The following is an 18177-nucleotide window of genomic DNA, read 5'->3' on the forward strand; positions in this document are numbered from 1 at the left end:
CCCTCTATCTGTTTTAGGATAAAACGTTAAGACTCAGCCTAGCGTCTGTAGAATGGACAGAACGTGATTACCAAGGTAAGCGCTCTCCGTTATAAGCCAAAAACTGTCCTGTTTGTTGCAAATTCGCTTGAATGATTAACTCAACCAGATGCTGTGCAGCCTGCTCTGGCGTTAATAACTTATCGGCGGGTACGTTGGCTTGAAAAGGCTTAGACAGCGGCGTATCGGTGGTCCCTGGATGTAGCGCCAAGACGACACCTCGTTTAATCGTGCGCTGCCACTCAATAGAGAGAGTTTTCAGTAGCATATTCAGTGCGGCTTTAGAGGCCCGATAGCTGTACCATCCGCCAAGACGGTTATCACTAATACTGCCCACTTTGGCAGAAATAGTCACAAACTTAGCAGCATCACTGGCTTTCATCAGCGGCGAAAAATACTTGGCCAATAACAGCGTAGGCAAGGTGTTAATGGTAATATTTTGCATAAAAAAATCACTATTCAATGCTTGCAAATTCTTCTCTGGACCCTGATCTTGAGCATGCAGCATACCTACCGCGTTAATTAACCAATCCAGTGTCGAAAAACGCTTACTGAATAAAGCAACGTCAGATTCTTGAGTGACATCCAACTGAGACCAAGTGACACGTTGAGAGGTGAAATCGGGGCATTGGCGATGATAAGTCGCATGAATATTCGCTTCAGGTAAGGCCAATAATAACTGCTTTACGATGGCTAAACCGATTCCACCATTTGCGCCAACCACCAAAATATCCATTATAACTCCTCCAGGTGACTCACGTAGTATTCTGCCGTCTGTAAGATATCCGCTCGCTGCTGATCCGTCATGTTGTCCCATGAGCGATACAACATTCCAATACGGGGATTGACTGCTAAACGATCACGCTGCTGATGCATAAATCGCCAATAAAGGCTATTGAATGGACAGGAAGCCTTACCACTGCGGGCTTTATTATCATAGAAACAGGTCTTACAATAATCGCTCATTTTATTAATATAAGAACTGCTAGCCGCATACGGTTTAGTCCCGACGATGCCACCATCGGCAAATAAAGCCATTCCCCGTGTATTTGGCATTTCAACCCACTCAATGGCATCGACGTAAACACCTAAATACCAAGCATCGACTTCATCGGGATTGATTCCAGTTAATAAGCAGAAGTTTCCCGTCACCATCAGACGCTGAATGTGGTGTGCATAAGCAAAATCGAGTGATTGACCGATCGCTCGCTGCATACAATGCATTTTTGTTTTTGCCGTCCAAAAATAGCTAGGTAAGCGGGAGGTGGCCTGAAGTGCATTGAGCTGAGCATAGTGCGGCATGTTGGCCCAATAGATGCCACGTATGTACTCACGCCAGCCTAGGATTTGGCGAACAAAGCCTTCCACTTGGACAAGATCGATCTGGCTCTCACGCTGATAAGCCGCAACCGCTGCATCAATCACTTCTTTAGGATGTAAGAGCTTACTGTTAAGAGCAAAGGACAATCGGCTATGATAAAGACTCCATTGCGCAGGATGTAAGTGGGTCATCGCATCCTGAAATTGGCCAAAGCGTGGTAAACACACTTGGCAAAAATGAGCAAGCAATGTCAAACTCTGCGCGCGATTGATTGGCCAAAACAAATCGCCCTTTAAGTGCCCTATCGTTTGTATTCCATGTCGATTTAGGCGTGCAAGAACGTCCGATGGGTTATTTTTGAACAGCAAAGGTTCTGGTAACTGAGCAATATCTTGTGCTTTTAATTTATTGCGGTTACTGGCATCAAAATTCCATTGACCAGCAAGCGGTTTGCCATCTTCGATTAAAACCGTAAAACGTTGTCGCATCCGCCGATAAAAATGCTCCATCATTTTATGCTTGCCTTTAGGGAAATGTTGTTCAATCTCTTCAAACGGCAGCAAAAAGTGCTCGCTATCGACACAACCAATAACAGTATTAGCAAAACGTAAGTTTGCGAGCTGTGCGAGTAAACGATACTCATCAGGGCGCTGATACTCGAAGCTCATGGCTCCAGTCTGTTGTACGTAGTGCGCGATTAATTGTGGTAGATCACTAAAATTCTGTGTCTCATCGAGGGTCAGGTAAACGACTTGATGACCTTCTTCCTGCCTTGCTTTAGCAAATTCTTGCATCGCCAAAAAAAACGCGACGACTTTTTGGATGTGGTGAGTCACATAGCCCGTTTCCTGATGAAGTTCAGCAATAATGTACAGTACATCATCATCCACTTTCTTAAACCAAGAGTGTTGAGCATTGAGCTGATCGCCTAATAGTAATCGAACCGTTTTGAAATTCATGCCGTGATCAGATCCTTGCTTCAGAGATGGATAGGGTTAGCTAAACCTTTACGCGAATACAGAGAATAAGATCATTCACTGCTGTTGGATTAACCTTTTTATGATTAAAAATCGTCGTCACATCAGAATGTTACTGAATAGTTAACTATATTTTCGTTCATTTATTACTCACTTTAGCAAACAAACACTATGAACTATAGGTTGGTTAATAATAATAAATGAGGCTTATGTTATGTATTGGAAAACGCTATCAATTCGTCGCAGAATTAACTGGGTTCTATCCGTCATACTGGTGACTTGTACATTGATTGCCATGGGGCAACAGGCAATCCGCACATCAAATGATCAATTGAATGAGCTTAAGTCGCACACTCTGCCGAGTCAATTACGCGGACTCGCTTTTGAAATCAGTAATCAGCTACAACCGGCGATCACAGGGTCGAATTTTCTTGCTCATCATTCAGGTTTGCTGGATTGGAGCGCGGAACAAAAATCCATTGCTAATCCCGCCGTAGCTCATCAGGCATTAGAAAATGCGATGACTCGACTCGGAGCAGACAATGCTTTTGCCGTCTTAGATAGCGCAGAAGGAAAATATATTTTTACTTATGATGGTCAGCATCGAGCCACTCGCCTTGCCGATTACCCCTTTAAAGATTTCTATCCCAACTTTCTCGGCAAAAACAAACCCATTGAATTGAACATGAACCAAGATCAAGTAGGTAGGCAATACGTTATTTTTATTAATTATCGCAGTACACAAGTCAATCCTTGAACCAATCAACCTTATGTGGTCGCCGGGTTAGGCTTCAACGTTAGTAGCTTGGTCAGTATGATCGAAAGCTTTAGGATAGGCTCTAATGGGCGAGCCATGCTGGCATCGAGCGACGGAAAAATCCAAGTCGCTCCCAAAGATTCTGTGTTAGCGAATCATACCAGCGGGCAACTGCAACAAGCCATTAGTGCGGGTAAAACCGCTCCCATTATTACTGAACTTACCGTCAACCAAGACGCTTATTTAATTGGATCTTATTGGTTAGCGGATTTAGACCGTTTTGTGGTTGTTGAAATACCCAAATCTCAAATTACCTCACCAATCATGGCTCAATTTATTCAATCGCTCCTGTTTACATTAATTTTTATCGCCGTTGCCTTAGTGATCATGCACTTTGTCGTTACGGCGTTAACTAAACCGATTCAACAACTAAGCAGTGAGATTGATCATATTGCCCAGCATCTTGATTTAAACCACAAAGTGAATATTTTTGATGGTGCAGAGGTAGCGAATTTATCGCAGAAAATTAACCTCTTTATTGAGCGGTTCAGAGATTCATTAAGTTCTGTTAATCAAACTGTAGCGGAATCGCAAGTGGCATTTTTACAATTGAAACATAACGCTAAAGAAACCAATCAAGCAACAGAGGAACAGCGTAGTGCTTTAGGAACCATTTCTCAGGCCAGTCAACATATTACCGAACGAACCGAAGAAGCGACACGACTCGCTAGCCATGCAGGCGAGCTTTCCGCACAAGGCAATAGCTCATTACAAAATGCCCTCTCTGCGATGCACAGCAGCCTTACCCATATAGAACAACTCGGTTCGAATATGGCAACCAGCCAGCAGAGTCTGCAACAGCTTAACAACCATATTGAAAATATTCTTCGCGTTCTCGAAGTGATTAGCTCTATTTCCGAGCAAACCAACTTGTTAGCGTTAAACGCGGCGATAGAAGCCGCAAGGGCTGGAGAACATGGTCGAGGATTTGCGGTCGTTGCTGATGAAGTGCGTTCGCTTTCCCAACGCACTAGTGAGTCTACCACCGAGATCCAAGACATCATCAATAAGCTTCGATCGGCGTCGAATTCAGTGACCACACAAATTGAAGTCGTGCATGAAAATAGCCAACACAGTTTGACCACTCATCATCAAGCAGTAAAAGATGTGCAAGCATTAAACACCACTCTACAAGCGCTCTTTTCAATGAACCAACAAATCGCTCAAGGTGCTGAAGAACAAAGTGCAGCGGTAGTAGAAATTAATCAAAGCATAGAAAATTTAAATGAACAAAGTAGCCGCACCGAACAACTTACCCAGCAAGGTGAACATTCGGTGATCGGCGTAGAAAAACAGATGACTCATTTAGCCGCTAAGATTAATCAGTTTAAGGGAATATAACCGGTTGATTCTTGCCGAAGCTGACTCGCTACGTCTTGCGATAAAGAGACGTAGCGAGTTTTTTCTCTTCCTAGAAAATGATCTACATCGGTGTGTAACCACGTAGCATCATGTCATAAATCGGTTTAATCACAGATTCTTTTACCTTCCAAGCAAAGCGACTGCTTTTTAGAGGGGCAACGACTTGAAACGGTAGCGCTGTCATCGGTTGAAGAGTGAAGTCAAACTCCCACAGCATTGCATGACCCACATCTAAGATCATCGGACATGACGTGTAACCATCCCATTTCGCCATTAATGGTTTATCTTTTATTAGTGCCGTTAAGTTTTGTGTCACTACCGGAATTTGCGTTTTAACAGACGCCGCCGTCTTACCGATTGGCGTCCCTACATTATCTCCCAAGCCAAAAATATTGCTGTAACGCTTATGCTGCATCGTATATTGATCGACCTCTAGGTAGCCCTTAAATTGCTCGTTATCTGCCAATGGCGATTCTCTGATGGTTTTTATGGCCGTCATAGGGGGAGCAACATGAATAAAATCCCAATCAACGGTGTGTGTCGATTGGTCCGCTAATTGGAATGTGGCTTGTTTTCTACTCGTATCGACTGAGGTTAAGGTACGCTGAAAGTGTGAGTTAATGCTGCGTTGCTGCCAAATCTCACGTATCCGCTGGTCAAATACTTTAACTGAGAAAAGGAAATTCTCTGCCGTAAAATAGTCAAAAACAAATTTATCTCGATGACCGGTCTGGGCGACAAAGTATTCTACCAAGTTGGTCGCTTTCATTGGCGCTCCAGCGCATTTCATCGCCCCCTGCGGTCGAGTAAAGATGGCTTTACCACCTTGGCTATGGGCAAATGCTTGAGCTTGTTGATGACTAGCGATTCCGGCCTGCGGGCTGTAATAAATACTCGTTATCCCGTTTTGGCCAATTTCTTGCGGATCAAACCCGTCAATTAAGTCATAACGAAGTTCAACACCCGTCGCGACAATCAAATAGTCGTAGTTCACTAACAGACCATTTTCAGTCACCACTTGATTTCGCTCAGGCCGATACTCAATTACGGAATCTTCAACCCAACGCACACTAGCATCAATAAAACGTTCATTGGGACTAATCACATCACTGACTTGTGTATAAGCACCGGCAAGTAATAACGTTTGGCCCGGCTGATACCAGTGGAAACCACGTGGTTCTATCACGGTGATCGTTGCGCCGTCCAAATAATGTCCCAATTGATTGGCAATACCAATACCGGCCGCTCCCCCCCCCCAACAATGACAATGTTAGCTTGAGTTTTGGTTTTATTTATCTGCCGATAACCTACCCCTACCGCGCCAACCCCAACGCCTGCTTTAAGAAACGTCCTTCGTGAAATAGCCATAGTGACTCCTAGGGTGTTCTCGCTTGACAATAATTTCTTTTATCGTCTAGCGAAATCATCGATCATGATTTCAAGCTCAAACACTTAAAGTCGGCAACCAGCACAGTAATCTCAACAATGACCAATCACAAGCATAGCTAAGCAGCAGCGTTAAGTAAAATGAGCGTCTAATGATTAAGGGGTTGTGTCCTTTTATCGAAATCGAATATAAGCAACCCCTTATAAAAGTAGTCAGTAGTTACTCTCAATACCAATGAGGATTGATTAAATTCGTAGACTCAGTCACACGCTTTCCAGTTTACAGTGTAAATTTCAATCCTCGTTTTATTGAAGGCTCAGTTTACACTGTAAATCACTCAATAACCGAGCGAGCTGGTGACGTAATACTTGCTCTGTTTGTTTACGTCCGGTATAGCCATGTGTCGCTGCACACTCTGTCCAAGTACGCTGTTGAATGACTTTTTCAATCAATAAATCTTCGATCACCATTGAGGATTGAAAAGCAGAATGAATGAGGAGTTTTTCAATCCACACTGCGACACTTTCATAATTCGCCCCGCCCATACTGTAACGAGTCAATAAATCAACCGGCAACGTTATTCGCTTCTCGGTTTTAGCTTCGCTCAATAACAAACAAACCGTCTTTGCAGCTAAGCACTGCAAACTATCTTTCAACTCGTAGAGCAAATGTGCTTGGAATTGCCGACGAGCTTGAGAGAGCCATTCAACGTGTCGAGCGTAGATCATCAGTAATGAAAAACAACCACTCGCTTGATCACGTTGTGAACCTAACTTGATGCTATGAAAACCATTGCGTTGCCAAAAATGGATAAGCTCCGGCGTAGCACCAAAGCTGGTAGCAACATAATCACAAGGATGGTGTTCAATAAAGTGAGTCAGTAACTGGCTGCCAATACCCAAATGTTGTCGCTGGGGATGAACCGCTATTCGCATCACTCGCCAACATTGCTGCTGCGCAGCCTTTGTTATTCCCATCTGATTGGCTAATGTAACCGGGGCAAGATGCCCCCGAGGACGACGCTGACCCAACTGAATCGATTCAATTAACTCTTGGTCCAACCCGCCTTCTTGCACCGCTAATAGACACCCAACCAGACACTGCTGATGGCTAGCAACGTAGAGCGTTAATTTTTCGTCACTCAACAAATGGAAAAGATCATTCGGCGAAGTTTGATAATGGGCATTAACTAATAAACCAAACGCCTCTTTTAACAAACTAGGTGACGCCAATAACTCGGTTTTCGATACACTAAAATAATCGATATTATCGAGCGTGATCGCTGCTAAATCCGACCGTAAATCATAATTGAGGAGAAAGGTCTCTCGATGCCAAGTCTCTAGAGGGTCTTGCGCAGCCCAGCGAATAGGTTGCTCCAAATGTAGGCAATGCGTTTGTGGTCGATGCTGTGCTAACCAGTGTTGAAATTTGAGCGTGAAACCTCGCCCACAACCTTCATAGCCATGAATAGTGGTCGAAAAGACCGCTCGATGATAACGCTCAACAAAACGATACAAAAACGGTAACGGCAGTGCTGCTGCCTCATCGACCAACAATAAATCACAGTCATGCTCATGTTGCTCCAGCTCATCTGGAGCAATAAACTGTAATTGAGAGGCTTGATAATCAATTTTATCTTTACTTACCTTTGCACCGGGTAAACCTTGCGCTGCAAAATAAAACACCGGAGTAATCGCCGATAAGCGTGGCGCTGTAATGATGATCTTGAGCGTTCGCGATTGCATTAACTTGGCAGCAGCGATACCTAAAGCGCTACTTTTGCCTCTACCGCGATCGGCGGTAAGTAATAATGGGCGCTTACGATGTCCAGTAACCACTCGAAGCATCGCCTCAACCGCTAATGCTTGTTCTTGGGTATGGCATGACTCAGGAACAAGGAAAGACTTAGGAAGGGCAGGAATATAACTTTCGGTAACAATCAATAACTGCTCAAGTGCTCGAGTAAGCCAAATATTATCAGCGGCGGTAGGATTAACCTGATGACCGATAATAAACAGAAGCCCGCCACCCATTAACGTCCCTAAGGCAGCACTAAAACTATTAGCATCAAATCCTTGGCTAAAATCCATGATCAATACATGACATTCTTGACCTAAAAGACGCTGTCCTTGGTTATACGCTAACGAAGAAGCGGCGAAAAACGGAACACCACCAAGTTGTACAACACGATGTTCCTCTACTGTTGCAAGCCATGCTTGAAGAACATGTCGACTCCATGTTAGTTCACCAGACAGATAAACGGCAAAGCGGTGATTACGCTGTTGTGCACAGCGTTGGAGAGATTGGAAGTAGTTAAGATAATCGGTCGTTAAAGTCGTCATACAGATTCACATTTCATCATGATTTGGCAATGGTAGCACAAAGGTAAAGTGGATACGGTATCGGCATGCGCGACACAATAAACATCATGCTAAGCCAAAGAATTGAGAAGGTTAAAATAATTGTTCTTAACGATAAATTATATTTGCTTTATTGAAACACCGATTTAACTAATTATGCATCTGAACACCAGCATTGGGCTGGACTTTAAGGAACGAAAATGCAATGAAATCTTTCATCAAAGGATTGGTCCTCGCAGCCGTCATTACTTCTGCTCAAGTGAGTGCGCAAGCACAAAGACTGAATGTTTACGCTTGGGGTGGCTACCTGCCAGAAAAATCACTCAAACAGTTTGAAGCTCAAGAAGGCGTTTCGATCCATTATTCAACCTTCGAGAATAATGAATCCATGTACACTAGGCTCAAACTTCTTAAAGGCAGCGGATATGATGTGGTTTTTGCTTCCGCTTATTTTATTGAAAAAATGGCTCGTGAAGGGCTATTGAGCGAATTGGATCACGCACAAATTCCAAATATGAAAGGTGCTATGCCATCGTTATTAGGTCAAGCGCATGATCCAAAGAACCAGTATTCTTTGCCCTACATTTGGGGCATTACTGGCCTTAGCTACAACGCTGCTTATTTGCCTAACGGAATTTCTCGTTGGGCCGATCTGTGGGACCCGAAATATGTCCGTCAAGTCATGCTGATTGATGATATGCGTGATGTATTTGGTATGGCACTGAAACTCAATGGATTTAGTATCAATACCCAAAACGAAGCAGAAATAGAAAAGGCTTATCAATCATTGGTTGCCTTAAAACGTAATGTGTTGCTGTATAACTCTGATGCACCGCATGTTCCTTATGTTTCTGGCGAAGTCGCCCTAGGCATGCAGTGGAATGGCAACGCTTTCCAAGGCCAAGAAGAGCTACCAGAGCTCACCTTCGTGATGCCTGAAGAAGGTGCTGTACTATGGATGGATAACTTTACCATTCCTTCCGGTAGTAATAATAAAGCACTAGCCCATAAATTCATTAATTTTATGTATCAAGCTGAGAATCAAGCCGAGATCGTAAACAGTTTAGGTTATGCATCCGCAACTCAATCAGGAAGAGCTTTATTAGCGGACGAACTACGTAATAATCCGTCGATTTTTCCTTCTGATGAAGAGATGCAAAAAGGCGAATTTATTAACGATGTAGGCCCAGAAGCGCTCGTTATTTATGAACGCTACTGGCAGCGTCTGCGTAATCAATAATCGTCCATACACTTAACATAAAAAAAGACAGCCCATAAAATGGGCTGTCTTTTTTTATGTTGAAAGAAAACGATAGCGAGTTAACTAAGTTTCTTTTCGAGAAAGTCTAAAATCTCTTGAGCCAATTGATCATCAACTTTTTGGATATTCAGCGTTAATAGCGGCCCTTTACGCTGATAGTTGACTCGGCCTTTGACCAGCTCAATTTTATTATTCGGCGTTTTTTTCGGGGGCGAAAGCTGCTCTATCCAAGATTCTATCGTTTCTGTGACCTCTTTGGTGATCCGAGTAACCCCTTGAGACTGACAGTGTTGCCAAACAAAGCCATTGGCTTGCTGACATTTATCCAACAACTCTTTTTGCTGATCAGGTGTTAATTCATTAAATTGCTTATGTAATTTAACGATGGTCGGTCGACCAAGTTCAACCACATTTGGGTAAGCTTGTAACAGAGCTAGAGGTAGTGAAGCCGCCTTTAGCGCTCCGCTGACTAACGCCTCACTGCACTGAAACATCTTAGCTAACGCTTTTTGATCTTCTGCTGCTCCACTATCAAGCTGAGCTTGCATTTCTTTGCCTTTTTCATACAGAGATAAGGGCTTATGTGCATTCGCTACATCAGACAAAAATTTAGCATGATCGCTAGTGATATTATCAGCGACATAAACTAAAAAATCTTGCTTGGCAATCAAACACGATTTACGACGGCGGCTACCATCTAGGATCTCAATTTGTCCGTTCTCAAGCCGACGACCGACAGCCGGATATTGCTGCCCACGCTCACGTAACGTATTGAGAATATCGGCCAACGCATGTTCATTAAGGAATGATTGTTCACGCGCATTTTGAGTAAAAACAGAAGTACGACTATCAATCTCTGAAGCCGGTATACGAATAAGTTCAAAAGTTACCATCGCTTCACCGGCAACGGTTAACTCAATGATCTGCGCTTGGGCTTTAGCAGCGGCTTGTGCCTCTTGCGGGGTAGAGGCCCGTCTTTTATCGGCTTTACCGAACAATTTAGCGTTCAGATCAGATGTTTTTATGGCCATGAATTACTTACCCCTGATTTAAAGAAAGCCAATGTGAATGCAAAACACGTTCTAGCTCAAGTGCGCTTTTTTGCACCGCGTCTTGCGCTGTGGCTAAGGTTTTTTTACCGCCCTCAAAATCACTCGTCGTTAAATCAAACACGGTACTGTAGGTATCAGCACAAGTTTCAAAAGCACGGCTGCGTGGAATAGTAGCCATCATCACTTGCTCGCCCAATAAATAGTTCATCTCGGTTAATACAGAAACTTGCTTTTTATTATCGTCTTCAAACATCGTTGGCATTAAACGAACAAACTCTAGCCCTTTCCAATCATCTGGAAACATTTCATAAACCGTTGGCAAATGCTGGAAAAAATTCACGGTTGATGCCCAGTCAAGACGTTTTGCCGCACAAGGGATCAATAATGCATTTGACGCGTACATAGCATTCCACACCAAAGGATCAACGTGTGGTCCAGTGTCAATCATGATAATGTCGAATTCATCGGCAATTTTATCAATCAACTTCTCTTTCAATAAACGAACAATGTCTAACGATTGATTTTTAGACAGTGATTGCCAAGCTTCAGCGTTAAACATGGCGTCTTCAGGGAAGGCTGAGATGGTTTTTAAATTCGGGTATTGGGTGGGCAGCAACACATTTTTTTTCAAAAATGCCGTATCTATCTCGGTCCCTTCGGGAAAATTATCGAGCATAATATCAACCGCAGAATAGATATTACTGTGTTCTGCCAAACTAATTTGAGGATTCAAAAATAGACGTAAAGACCCTTGCGGATCTAAGTCAATCAAACAAATGCGATAACGTTTATCCAAATTTAGTGCTAAGCAAGCCGCTAAATGCACCGCCGTCATCGACTTACCTGTTCCGCCTTTTTGGTTTTGAACATTAATGATCCAAGGCTTATTCTCAGTATTTTTTTTACGCTGGTGAAACTTCAATACACCAGCAGCATCCATAAGCATGTGTGCTTCAGCCAATGAAATCGAGTAATGGTTAGCATTATTTTTAGTGAATTGATGACCAGCGGCTTCTAGTTTAGCAATCGCTTCATCAAGTTTACGTCGTGTTAAGCCCGAACGTGTTTCCATCAATGCTTTTGACATCGGAGGGAAGTGCTCATCGCGACGTTCTTCTAATACAATCTCTATTCGGTCAGCTTGCACTTGCTGAGTTTGCTCGGCGAGCCTGTAGAGATTTTCTATCGTTTGTTCTCTTTTCATAGCCATTCTCATCATCCGTTACTGACCACAATTGTACAGCAATAAACATACAATACAATAAAAAGGTGAACATACAATTTAGGATGGAAATCACAATAAATAGATTTTATAACACCAATAGAGAAACATATGACAAAATGCTGACAGTTTTTTGATTAATTTCTACGGATAACCAGGCAACAAAAGCAAAATTATAAAAGTGTCACAGCGTCACTTATTTACAATGTAAACTCTGCTATCCATTATTATCCAATCAGTAGCCAAAAGAAGAAGGAACGTCATCAACAAAAATATCACAAAAGAAACCATCCTAATCAGGTAATAAAACCACACATTTTTCTAACCACCCGCGAGGGGAGGGATATAAACCATTAAAAATCCCTTTAAAATAATCAAGATAGACTTATCACAATAATAAAACCTCTCTTTCGTATAAAACTTGACCTAAAAATTGAAGATTAGTAATCATCGGAACGATTATCCATCATCGATAAATTACGGTTGGTGTCATTTCAATCATAACCTGAAATAGTGAAACAACGCGTCAATGTGGTCATCTGCATGACTCTACCAACCTTACAAGGCTATTTGCAGATCTATACTCTCAATATTTCGGTTTATATTCACCAAAAACCACTGAATAAGGTTATCGAGACTCAAATCCATCTTAAATACTGTGTACGATCTTAAGAATGGAGGAGGGAGAAAATAGGAAGCATGATCATGGCTTGAATGATGATCATGCTTCCTAGGTAAAACCCCTATGATGGAAACATGATCAAGGAAGAAAATCGACGAATCACGTTTATTCGGATCCGTTAATCGCAGGATCCAAGATCGGAAAGATGATCAAGTGAAGAAAAATCACCGGAAGCATGATAAATACCAGATAATTTACGGAAGACGTCAGTTGCAATCAGGCTTTATCGATTATCTCTCTTTCACGATGACCAATAAAAACAGCAACAGAAACCGTGCAAAATCATCATAATCAACATGATCATGCTTTCGTAACACAGGAAAATAGACAAATAAACACTGACCGTTAAAATGATGGACCCAAAAGGTAAAACCGAATCGAAAATAGATACGCGCTTTAATCAAAGATCTCAAAATACCGATTTGATGATCATGCTTCCTGTCATGTTTACGTATCAATGAACCATCAATTTGAGAAAAGAGGCTTCAACGATAAGCTGCCTGTGGATAACCTGTAGAGAAACCGTGATCATTGATCCGAAATCATAATGATCATTGATTCGTCTATCACATGATCACGCTTCAGTGATCGTTTGATCATGCTTTCTAATAACCATTGATCATCGTTGCGAATAAGTCATGATCATGCTTCTTATCGAACTATTTTTTTATCAATTAAATACAATAGGTTAGGCGTAAAAATCCTGCCAGATCATATGATCATACTAATCAATATAGATCAGAATAATCAAAAAGATCAGTTATTTAAAAAACAGAAATTTTCCTTTATTTATGATCTTTTTTTGATTATGCTCTTGGAACTATGGCGATATTACGGCTTGTGTGATACGGAACTAATCATGGCATCAGAAGAAAAATTGTTAATCAAAGCACCACGAAGCCACAAAGATGGGCATCTTTTTGTCGTCTCAGAAACCGCGGTAGACTGGATCGAACAGTATCAACATTTCAAGGGTGTCACTAAAAGTATCATTGAATTGTTAAACTTAATCTCGCTTAGAGGCTTTCGCAGCAAAGATGGTTTAGTGTCTACAACAGAATTGATCGAAGCAACGGATGGTCAGTTGACCAGAGCGGCTATTCAACAAAGGTTACGTGCCGCTGTTGCCATTGGACTATTTAAACAGATCCCAGTTCGTTTTGAAGAAGGTCTGGCAGGCAAAACCATGCTCCATCAGTTTGTTAATCCTAATCAGCTGATCTCCGTATTAGGTTCAACCAGTCTCATCACCGAATCCGTAAAACAAAGTGAAAAACGTAAACGTTCAAAGGCACTAGCACAAACACAAGTTAACCAACGTTTGTTGCATGAGCATGGTCTTAATACGCCTCCAGCAATGAAAGACGAAGCTGAGCAATTTGTTGTCTCTCCAACCAACTGGGCAGGGATCATTGATCAAGCATTAGCACCACCACGCACACGCAAAAGTTATCAAAAATCGATGGTATCTATCTCAGGAACTCGTGCTGTGATTGAAACGCGATCATCTAAAAACATCATGACGGTCGATGATCTTATGACCCTGTTTGCTCTGTTTACCTTAACAGTACAATATCACGATCATCATCAAGAAGATTATCAGCTCAATGCGAAATACGTTCCTAATAAAACTCCGTTGTATATCACAGATATTTTGTCGTTAAGAGGTAAAAAAGACAGTGGTCCAGCGCGAGACTCGATTCGTGATAGTATTGATCGTATTGAATTTACCGATTTTCAGTTACACGAATTAACCGGTCGCTGGCTGAGTGAGAACATGCCTGAAGGTTTTAAAAGTGATCGTTTTCGTTTTCTAGCACGCACGATCACCGCGTCTGAAGAAGCACCCACAGAAGGCAGCGATGGTGAAATTCGCATTAAACCCAATCTGTATATTTTGGTATGGGAGCCCTCATTTTTTGAAGAATTGATGACCAAAGACTATTTCTTCTTGTTTCCACCTGAAATTCTTAAACAACATACATTAGTCTTCCAACTCTATTCGTATTTTCGTAGCAGAATGTCACGTCGCCATACCGATACCATGATGTTGAGTGAGCTTAATCAGAAATTAGCTCGCAATATCGAATGGCGGCGTTTTTCGATGGATCTGATCCGCGAGTTAAGACGATTGTCTAACGATCAAGATAAAACCGGTGATTTTACGGTTAATTTATGGGGTTACCATTTAACGATCAGTGAGCTGGTTGAACAAAGTAAAGTGGTTGATTATCAAGTTGCCATAAAATGTGATGTAGAAGAGGTACTGCGTTATTCTCGCGCCAAGACCACTAATGCAGGTAAGCGTAATATGGCGCCAACGTTACCGAACCCATTGCGAAATGAAATGGTTTCAAAACAAAGGCTTCAAGAGTTATCCGAAATTATTGATGGTGAATTTGAACCGATACAACGTAAACCGTCGACGCCTCGTGGTCGATTAGGGCGACGAGTGAAGTTACGTAAGCATCTGGTTGAGATCAACGCAGATGAAATCACCATAACCTTATCCAAATATACCTCAGCAGAGGCGCTAGAACGAAGCATAACGGCTTTAGCAGCCATGACTGGGCATGCCCCTTCATCCATTCGTGAAGAGTGTCAGGAATTGATTGATAAGCTCGATTGGCTAAAAGTGGATGATTGCGTCGTACCTTACAGCACGTTGAGTAAGGTGATCGAGCTGTATAATACTCAGCACCGCAATAAGCACCTTTCAATCGAGCGATTAATCTCTGGCTTAGCGGTTCGTCGTAAAGTCTGTAAGTTAGTTTATGAAGAGCATATCGACGACACGGTGTTCCGTGCCTTAGACGAAGTGGCTATCGGCGTTTAATCCGCTGTTATTCTCTATCCAATCACGTCCCCTAAACTATCTCTCGTTACCGCTTCTGGGCGATAACGAGAGATAGTTTCGTAAAATGAATAGAATTCACCGATGAGCACGAAGACTTTCAAACCACTGAGAACAACAGCAACCCGCCTTGATCATGCTTTCATTACTTATCAATGATTGAATTATCTATGACCGCCTATTTAACGAACTGATCAGTAAAATATTTTTCCGCACTAGTTGATTTAGTGAATTTTTTACCGATAATCCGCTCGATGTACTTCTATACTCAGGGTGAGCAGAAAATAATTGAGTCATTTATCGATTATGATAAATGAACCATTGCTTAAGTCACACTCTCGCTAAAATCTGCTTAACAAGGTTTTGGCCTTTTGTTACAGATAACTGGTTCCTAGCATGGTTTGTTCGGAGGTTGCAATGTCTATAAATTCAATTGACCATGATGAAATGACTAACATCGCCAATAAATGGGATGTTGAGGTTACGGAAGAAGCAGAAATGCAGCGTCCTAGCAAAACGCTGAAGTCTGCGCAGGCTCGTCGTCGCATTGAAATGCTACGCGATATTCGTGAAAGTGGTTTAACGATTGAAGAAGCCAAAGAGTTAGGTCTTCTGCACTAAATCACGAAAGATGATTGCGTTTGAAGAGTGACGAATGATCCTCTTCAAGTGGTTTTACGGTTAAAGTGCATGAAACCGTTAATAAAGCAGGGTGGTTAAGGCCGCCCTTTATTTTTGATGATTTCTTGGCTTAAAGCAGCCCAAAGCACGATTTTGACTCTTAATTTTTACCATTCCTATGCTATATTTCGCATCACGTTTTTACTGATTGTGGGTTTACTAATGTCTTTTAACCTTGCGTTGCTGGATGCGGAGCAGAAAAACAAGATAGAGCTTGATAAGCAGGCCTCTTTTTTAGTTTGGCAGATCAAGCAGGCTAAATGTGGACCGGAAGCGATCACTAAGCAGCTAACCAAGCTGAACTCTGAACAAGAGAAAGCTTGGTTTCAGCAGTCAGTAGATAAGTACAAACGAGTAATGGGCGTAGCGTAGCGTTCATGATTAAACAGCCAAGATCACTCTTGATTGCTGTAACCATCGTATTTAATTGAATAAGAGAGAAGATCCCGATGGGAAGAAGTTTTGAAGTGCGCAAAGCCTCTATGGCGAAAACTCAAGGCGCAAAAATTAAAGTTTATTCCAAGTACGGTAAAGAAATTTACATGTGTGCAAAAAATGGTGGCACAGATCCAGATATGAACTTATCTCTTCGCCACCTGATCTCTAAAGCGAAAAGAGATCAAGTTCCTGGCCATGTTATTGATAAAGCGTTGGATAAAGCAACAGGCGGTGGCGGTGAAGATTATCAACCTGCCCGCTATGAAGGTTTTGGCCCAGGCGGCGCAAGCGTGATCGTTGATTGTTTAACCGATAACGGTAACCGTACTTATCAAGACGTTCGTCAATGCTTTGTGAAAACTGGAGCGAAAATTGGAACTCCAGGCGTTGTTGCACACATGTTTGATCATCAAGCGGTCTTTCAATTCAAAGGCAGTGACGAAGAGGCGATCCTTGAAGCGCTGATGATGGAAGACGCCGATGTGACGGATATTGAGTTAGACAACGATGTGATTACCGTGTTTGCACCTCATACCGAGTTTTTCAAAGTAAAAACGGCATTGGCTAATGCTTTTCCTGATTTAGTCTTAGATGTTGAAGAAATCACCTTCGTACCACAAAATCGTACCGCTGTGACGGGTGAAGATGCTGAAAAATTCCAGAAATTCCTCGATTTACTGGATGACTGTGATGATGTTCAGCAGGTTTACCATAACGCTGACGTCGAGTAATGATTAATAGCCGAGCTTGTCTCGGCTTTTTTACGTCTTTAGCATGTCAATCTTATTCAATATAGGGAAATTATCATGAAAGTCAGTTTTCTCGGTTTAGGTGTGATGGGTTATCCGATGGCTGGGCATTTAGCCAATGCGGGTTTTGAGGTGAGTGTTTTTAACCGTAATCAGCAAAAAGCCATTGCTTGGTCTCAGCGATTCTCTGGCCGCGCGGCAATGACCATCGCTGAATGTGTCGCTGATGCTGATGTCGTGCTGATGTGTGTCGGTAATGACGATGATGTCCGTAGCATTACGCTTGGCCAGCATGGCGCGCTATCAGCAATGAAGCCAAATGCTATGTTAGTCGATCACACTACGACGTCCGCTGAGCTTGCCCGAGAGCTTGCACAAGCGGCCAAAGAGCAGGGAATAAGCTTTATGGATGCTCCGGTCTCTGGTGGACAAGCTGGCGCTGAGAATGGGCAATTGACCATTATGTGTGGCGGAGAGCAAACGCTATTTGAAAAGCTACAACCTGTTTTTGCCGCTTATGGTCGTTCTGCAATACGGATGGGGGAGGTTGGTCAAGGGCAAAGTGCTAAGATGGTCAATCAAATTTGTATCGCTGGCATCTTAAATGGACTGTCTGAAGGCTTGTTATTAGCTGAAAAAGCAGGCTTGGATGTTCCAACCATGATCGCTTGTTTAAAAAATGGCGCCGCAGGCTCTTGGCAAATGGAGAATCGTGCAATCAGTATGGCTGAGAACCGCTTTGATTTTGGTTTTGCTATTGATTGGATGATCAAAGATCTGCAGTTTTGTCTGGATGAGGCTGAGCGTCATGGCTTGTCTTTACCGATGACGGAAGCAACGGCGCAACATTATCGTGATTTGTCTGCTCAGGGGCTTGGCCGGATGGATACCTCGGTTTTAATCAAAGCTCTTAGGGACTGATTTTTACCGCTAACGACTCTCAGCCATCATCGATGATGGGAGGACAACACAAAA

15 protein-coding genes are annotated in these 18177 nt (G+C 42.5%); 8 read left to right on the forward strand and 7 right to left on the reverse strand.

Annotated elements, in window-relative coordinates:
• Positions 1-67: 67 nt before the first annotated feature.
• Both FKQ60_RS09565 and FKQ60_RS09570 read right to left on the reverse strand, forming a co-directional pair.
• A complete protein-coding gene (locus FKQ60_RS09565; RefSeq protein WP_170906378.1) occupies positions 68-775 on the reverse strand; it encodes an SDR family oxidoreductase in 708 nt (235 codons plus the stop codon).
• The gene (locus FKQ60_RS09570; RefSeq protein ID WP_170906379.1) at positions 775-2319 is read right to left on the reverse strand and encodes a cryptochrome/photolyase family protein; all 1545 of its coding nucleotides are present in this window, start codon (positions 2317-2319) and stop codon (positions 775-777) included. The genes FKQ60_RS09565 and FKQ60_RS09570 overlap by 1 nt, the downstream gene beginning before the upstream one ends.
• 232 nt (positions 2320-2551) lie before the next feature.
• Between FKQ60_RS09570 and FKQ60_RS09575 the strand changes: the two genes are divergently transcribed.
• A complete protein-coding gene (locus FKQ60_RS09575; protein WP_170906380.1) occupies positions 2552-3094 on the forward strand; it encodes a cache domain-containing protein in 543 nt (180 codons plus the stop codon).
• 57 nt (positions 3095-3151) lie between these two features.
• Complete coding sequence (locus FKQ60_RS09580; RefSeq protein ID WP_170905222.1) at positions 3152-4495, forward strand: methyl-accepting chemotaxis protein; 1344 nt, start codon at positions 3152-3154, stop codon at positions 4493-4495.
• A gap of 82 nt (positions 4496-4577) precedes the next feature.
• Here the strand turns inward: FKQ60_RS09580 and FKQ60_RS09585 are convergent, their stop codons facing one another.
• The 3 genes from FKQ60_RS09585 to FKQ60_RS09595 all read right to left on the reverse strand — a co-directional run bounded on the left by FKQ60_RS09585 (position 4578) and on the right by FKQ60_RS09595 (position 8245).
• A complete protein-coding gene (locus FKQ60_RS09585; RefSeq protein ID WP_170906381.1) occupies positions 4578-5735 on the reverse strand; it encodes an NAD(P)/FAD-dependent oxidoreductase in 1158 nt (385 codons plus the stop codon).
• Positions 5699-5884 (reverse strand): twin-arginine translocation signal domain-containing protein, encoded by a 186-nt coding sequence (locus FKQ60_RS09590; RefSeq protein WP_170906382.1) that lies wholly within the window; start codon positions 5882-5884, stop codon positions 5699-5701. The genes FKQ60_RS09585 and FKQ60_RS09590 overlap by 37 nt, the downstream gene beginning before the upstream one ends.
• Before the next feature lie 324 nt (positions 5885-6208).
• Positions 6209-8245, reverse strand: a complete 2037-nt coding sequence (locus FKQ60_RS09595) for a GNAT family N-acetyltransferase (RefSeq protein WP_170906383.1) — start codon at positions 8243-8245, stop codon at positions 6209-6211.
• A gap of 223 nt (positions 8246-8468) precedes the next feature.
• Here FKQ60_RS09595 and FKQ60_RS09600 point away from each other — a divergent pair, with 223 nt between their 5' ends.
• The gene (locus tag FKQ60_RS09600) at positions 8469-9503 is read left to right on the forward strand and encodes a spermidine/putrescine ABC transporter substrate-binding protein (RefSeq protein WP_170906384.1); all 1035 of its coding nucleotides are present in this window, start codon (positions 8469-8471) and stop codon (positions 9501-9503) included.
• Positions 9504-9583: 80 nt separating this feature from the next.
• Here the strand turns inward: FKQ60_RS09600 and FKQ60_RS09605 are convergent, their stop codons facing one another.
• Together FKQ60_RS09605 and FKQ60_RS09610 are read right to left on the reverse strand one after the other, a co-directional pair.
• Positions 9584-10555 (reverse strand): ParB/RepB/Spo0J family partition protein, encoded by a 972-nt coding sequence (locus tag FKQ60_RS09605; protein WP_154170821.1) that lies wholly within the window; start codon positions 10553-10555, stop codon positions 9584-9586.
• 7 nt (positions 10556-10562) lie between these two features.
• Positions 10563-11780 carry a ParA family protein gene (locus FKQ60_RS09610; protein ID WP_040905504.1) on the reverse strand — a complete coding sequence of 406 codons (1218 nt, stop codon included), beginning with the start codon at positions 11778-11780 and terminating at the stop codon, positions 10563-10565.
• A gap of 1559 nt (positions 11781-13339) precedes the next feature.
• On the opposite strand from FKQ60_RS09610, the gene FKQ60_RS09615 reads away from it, so the two are divergent.
• The 5 genes from FKQ60_RS09615 (at position 13340) to FKQ60_RS09635 (ending at position 18123) form a co-directional block, all read left to right on the forward strand.
• The gene (locus tag FKQ60_RS09615; protein WP_115152779.1) at positions 13340-15316 is read left to right on the forward strand and encodes a replication initiator protein RctB domain-containing protein; all 1977 of its coding nucleotides are present in this window, start codon (positions 13340-13342) and stop codon (positions 15314-15316) included.
• Positions 15317-15751: 435 nt separating this feature from the next.
• Positions 15752-15955 (forward strand): hypothetical protein, encoded by a 204-nt coding sequence (locus FKQ60_RS09620; RefSeq protein ID WP_004396838.1) that lies wholly within the window; start codon positions 15752-15754, stop codon positions 15953-15955.
• 222 nt (positions 15956-16177) lie between these two features.
• Positions 16178-16387: a DUF3283 family protein gene (locus FKQ60_RS09625; RefSeq protein ID WP_170905227.1), complete on the forward strand. Its 210-nt coding sequence runs from the start codon at positions 16178-16180 to the stop codon at positions 16385-16387.
• Positions 16388-16464: 77 nt separating this feature from the next.
• Positions 16465-17184, forward strand: a complete 720-nt coding sequence (locus tag FKQ60_RS09630; protein WP_040905215.1) for a YebC/PmpR family DNA-binding transcriptional regulator — start codon at positions 16465-16467, stop codon at positions 17182-17184.
• 75 nt (positions 17185-17259) lie between these two features.
• Positions 17260-18123, forward strand: a complete 864-nt coding sequence (locus FKQ60_RS09635) for an NAD(P)-dependent oxidoreductase (RefSeq protein WP_161426038.1) — start codon at positions 17260-17262, stop codon at positions 18121-18123.
• Positions 18124-18177 lie beyond the last annotated feature (54 nt).

Origin of the sequence: Vibrio sp. A11, from assembly GCF_013048705.1 — a bacterium.
Taxonomy (GTDB): Bacteria; Pseudomonadota; Gammaproteobacteria; order Enterobacterales; family Vibrionaceae; genus Vibrio; species Vibrio metschnikovii.

Bases quoted from the DNA above. Each gene is read 5' to 3' on its own strand.
- FKQ60_RS09565 (WP_170906378.1), bottom strand. From the start codon at position 775: ATGGATATTTTGGTGGTTGGCGCAAATGGTGGAATCGGTTTAGCCATC.
- FKQ60_RS09570 (WP_170906379.1), bottom strand. From the start codon at position 2,319: ATGAATTTCAAAACGGTTCGATTACTATTAGGCGATCAGCTCAATGCT.
- FKQ60_RS09575 (WP_170906380.1), top strand. From the start codon at position 2,552: ATGTATTGGAAAACGCTATCAATTCGTCGCAGAATTAACTGGGTTCTA.
- FKQ60_RS09580 (WP_170905222.1), top strand. From the start codon at position 3,152: ATGATCGAAAGCTTTAGGATAGGCTCTAATGGGCGAGCCATGCTGGCA.
- FKQ60_RS09590 (WP_170906382.1), bottom strand. From the start codon at position 5,884: ATGGCTATTTCACGAAGGACGTTTCTTAAAGCAGGCGTTGGGGTTGGC.
- FKQ60_RS09595 (WP_170906383.1), bottom strand. From the start codon at position 8,245: ATGACGACTTTAACGACCGATTATCTTAACTACTTCCAATCTCTCCAA.
- FKQ60_RS09600 (WP_170906384.1), top strand. From the start codon at position 8,469: ATGAAATCTTTCATCAAAGGATTGGTCCTCGCAGCCGTCATTACTTCT.
- FKQ60_RS09605 (WP_154170821.1), bottom strand. From the start codon at position 10,555: ATGGCCATAAAAACATCTGATCTGAACGCTAAATTGTTCGGTAAAGCC.
- FKQ60_RS09610 (WP_040905504.1), bottom strand. From the start codon at position 11,780: ATGAAAAGAGAACAAACGATAGAAAATCTCTACAGGCTCGCCGAGCAA.
- FKQ60_RS09615 (WP_115152779.1), top strand. From the start codon at position 13,340: ATGGCATCAGAAGAAAAATTGTTAATCAAAGCACCACGAAGCCACAAA.
- FKQ60_RS09620 (WP_004396838.1), top strand. From the start codon at position 15,752: ATGTCTATAAATTCAATTGACCATGATGAAATGACTAACATCGCCAAT.
- FKQ60_RS09625 (WP_170905227.1), top strand. From the start codon at position 16,178: ATGTCTTTTAACCTTGCGTTGCTGGATGCGGAGCAGAAAAACAAGATA.
- FKQ60_RS09630 (WP_040905215.1), top strand. From the start codon at position 16,465: ATGGGAAGAAGTTTTGAAGTGCGCAAAGCCTCTATGGCGAAAACTCAA.
- FKQ60_RS09635 (WP_161426038.1), top strand. From the start codon at position 17,260: ATGAAAGTCAGTTTTCTCGGTTTAGGTGTGATGGGTTATCCGATGGCT.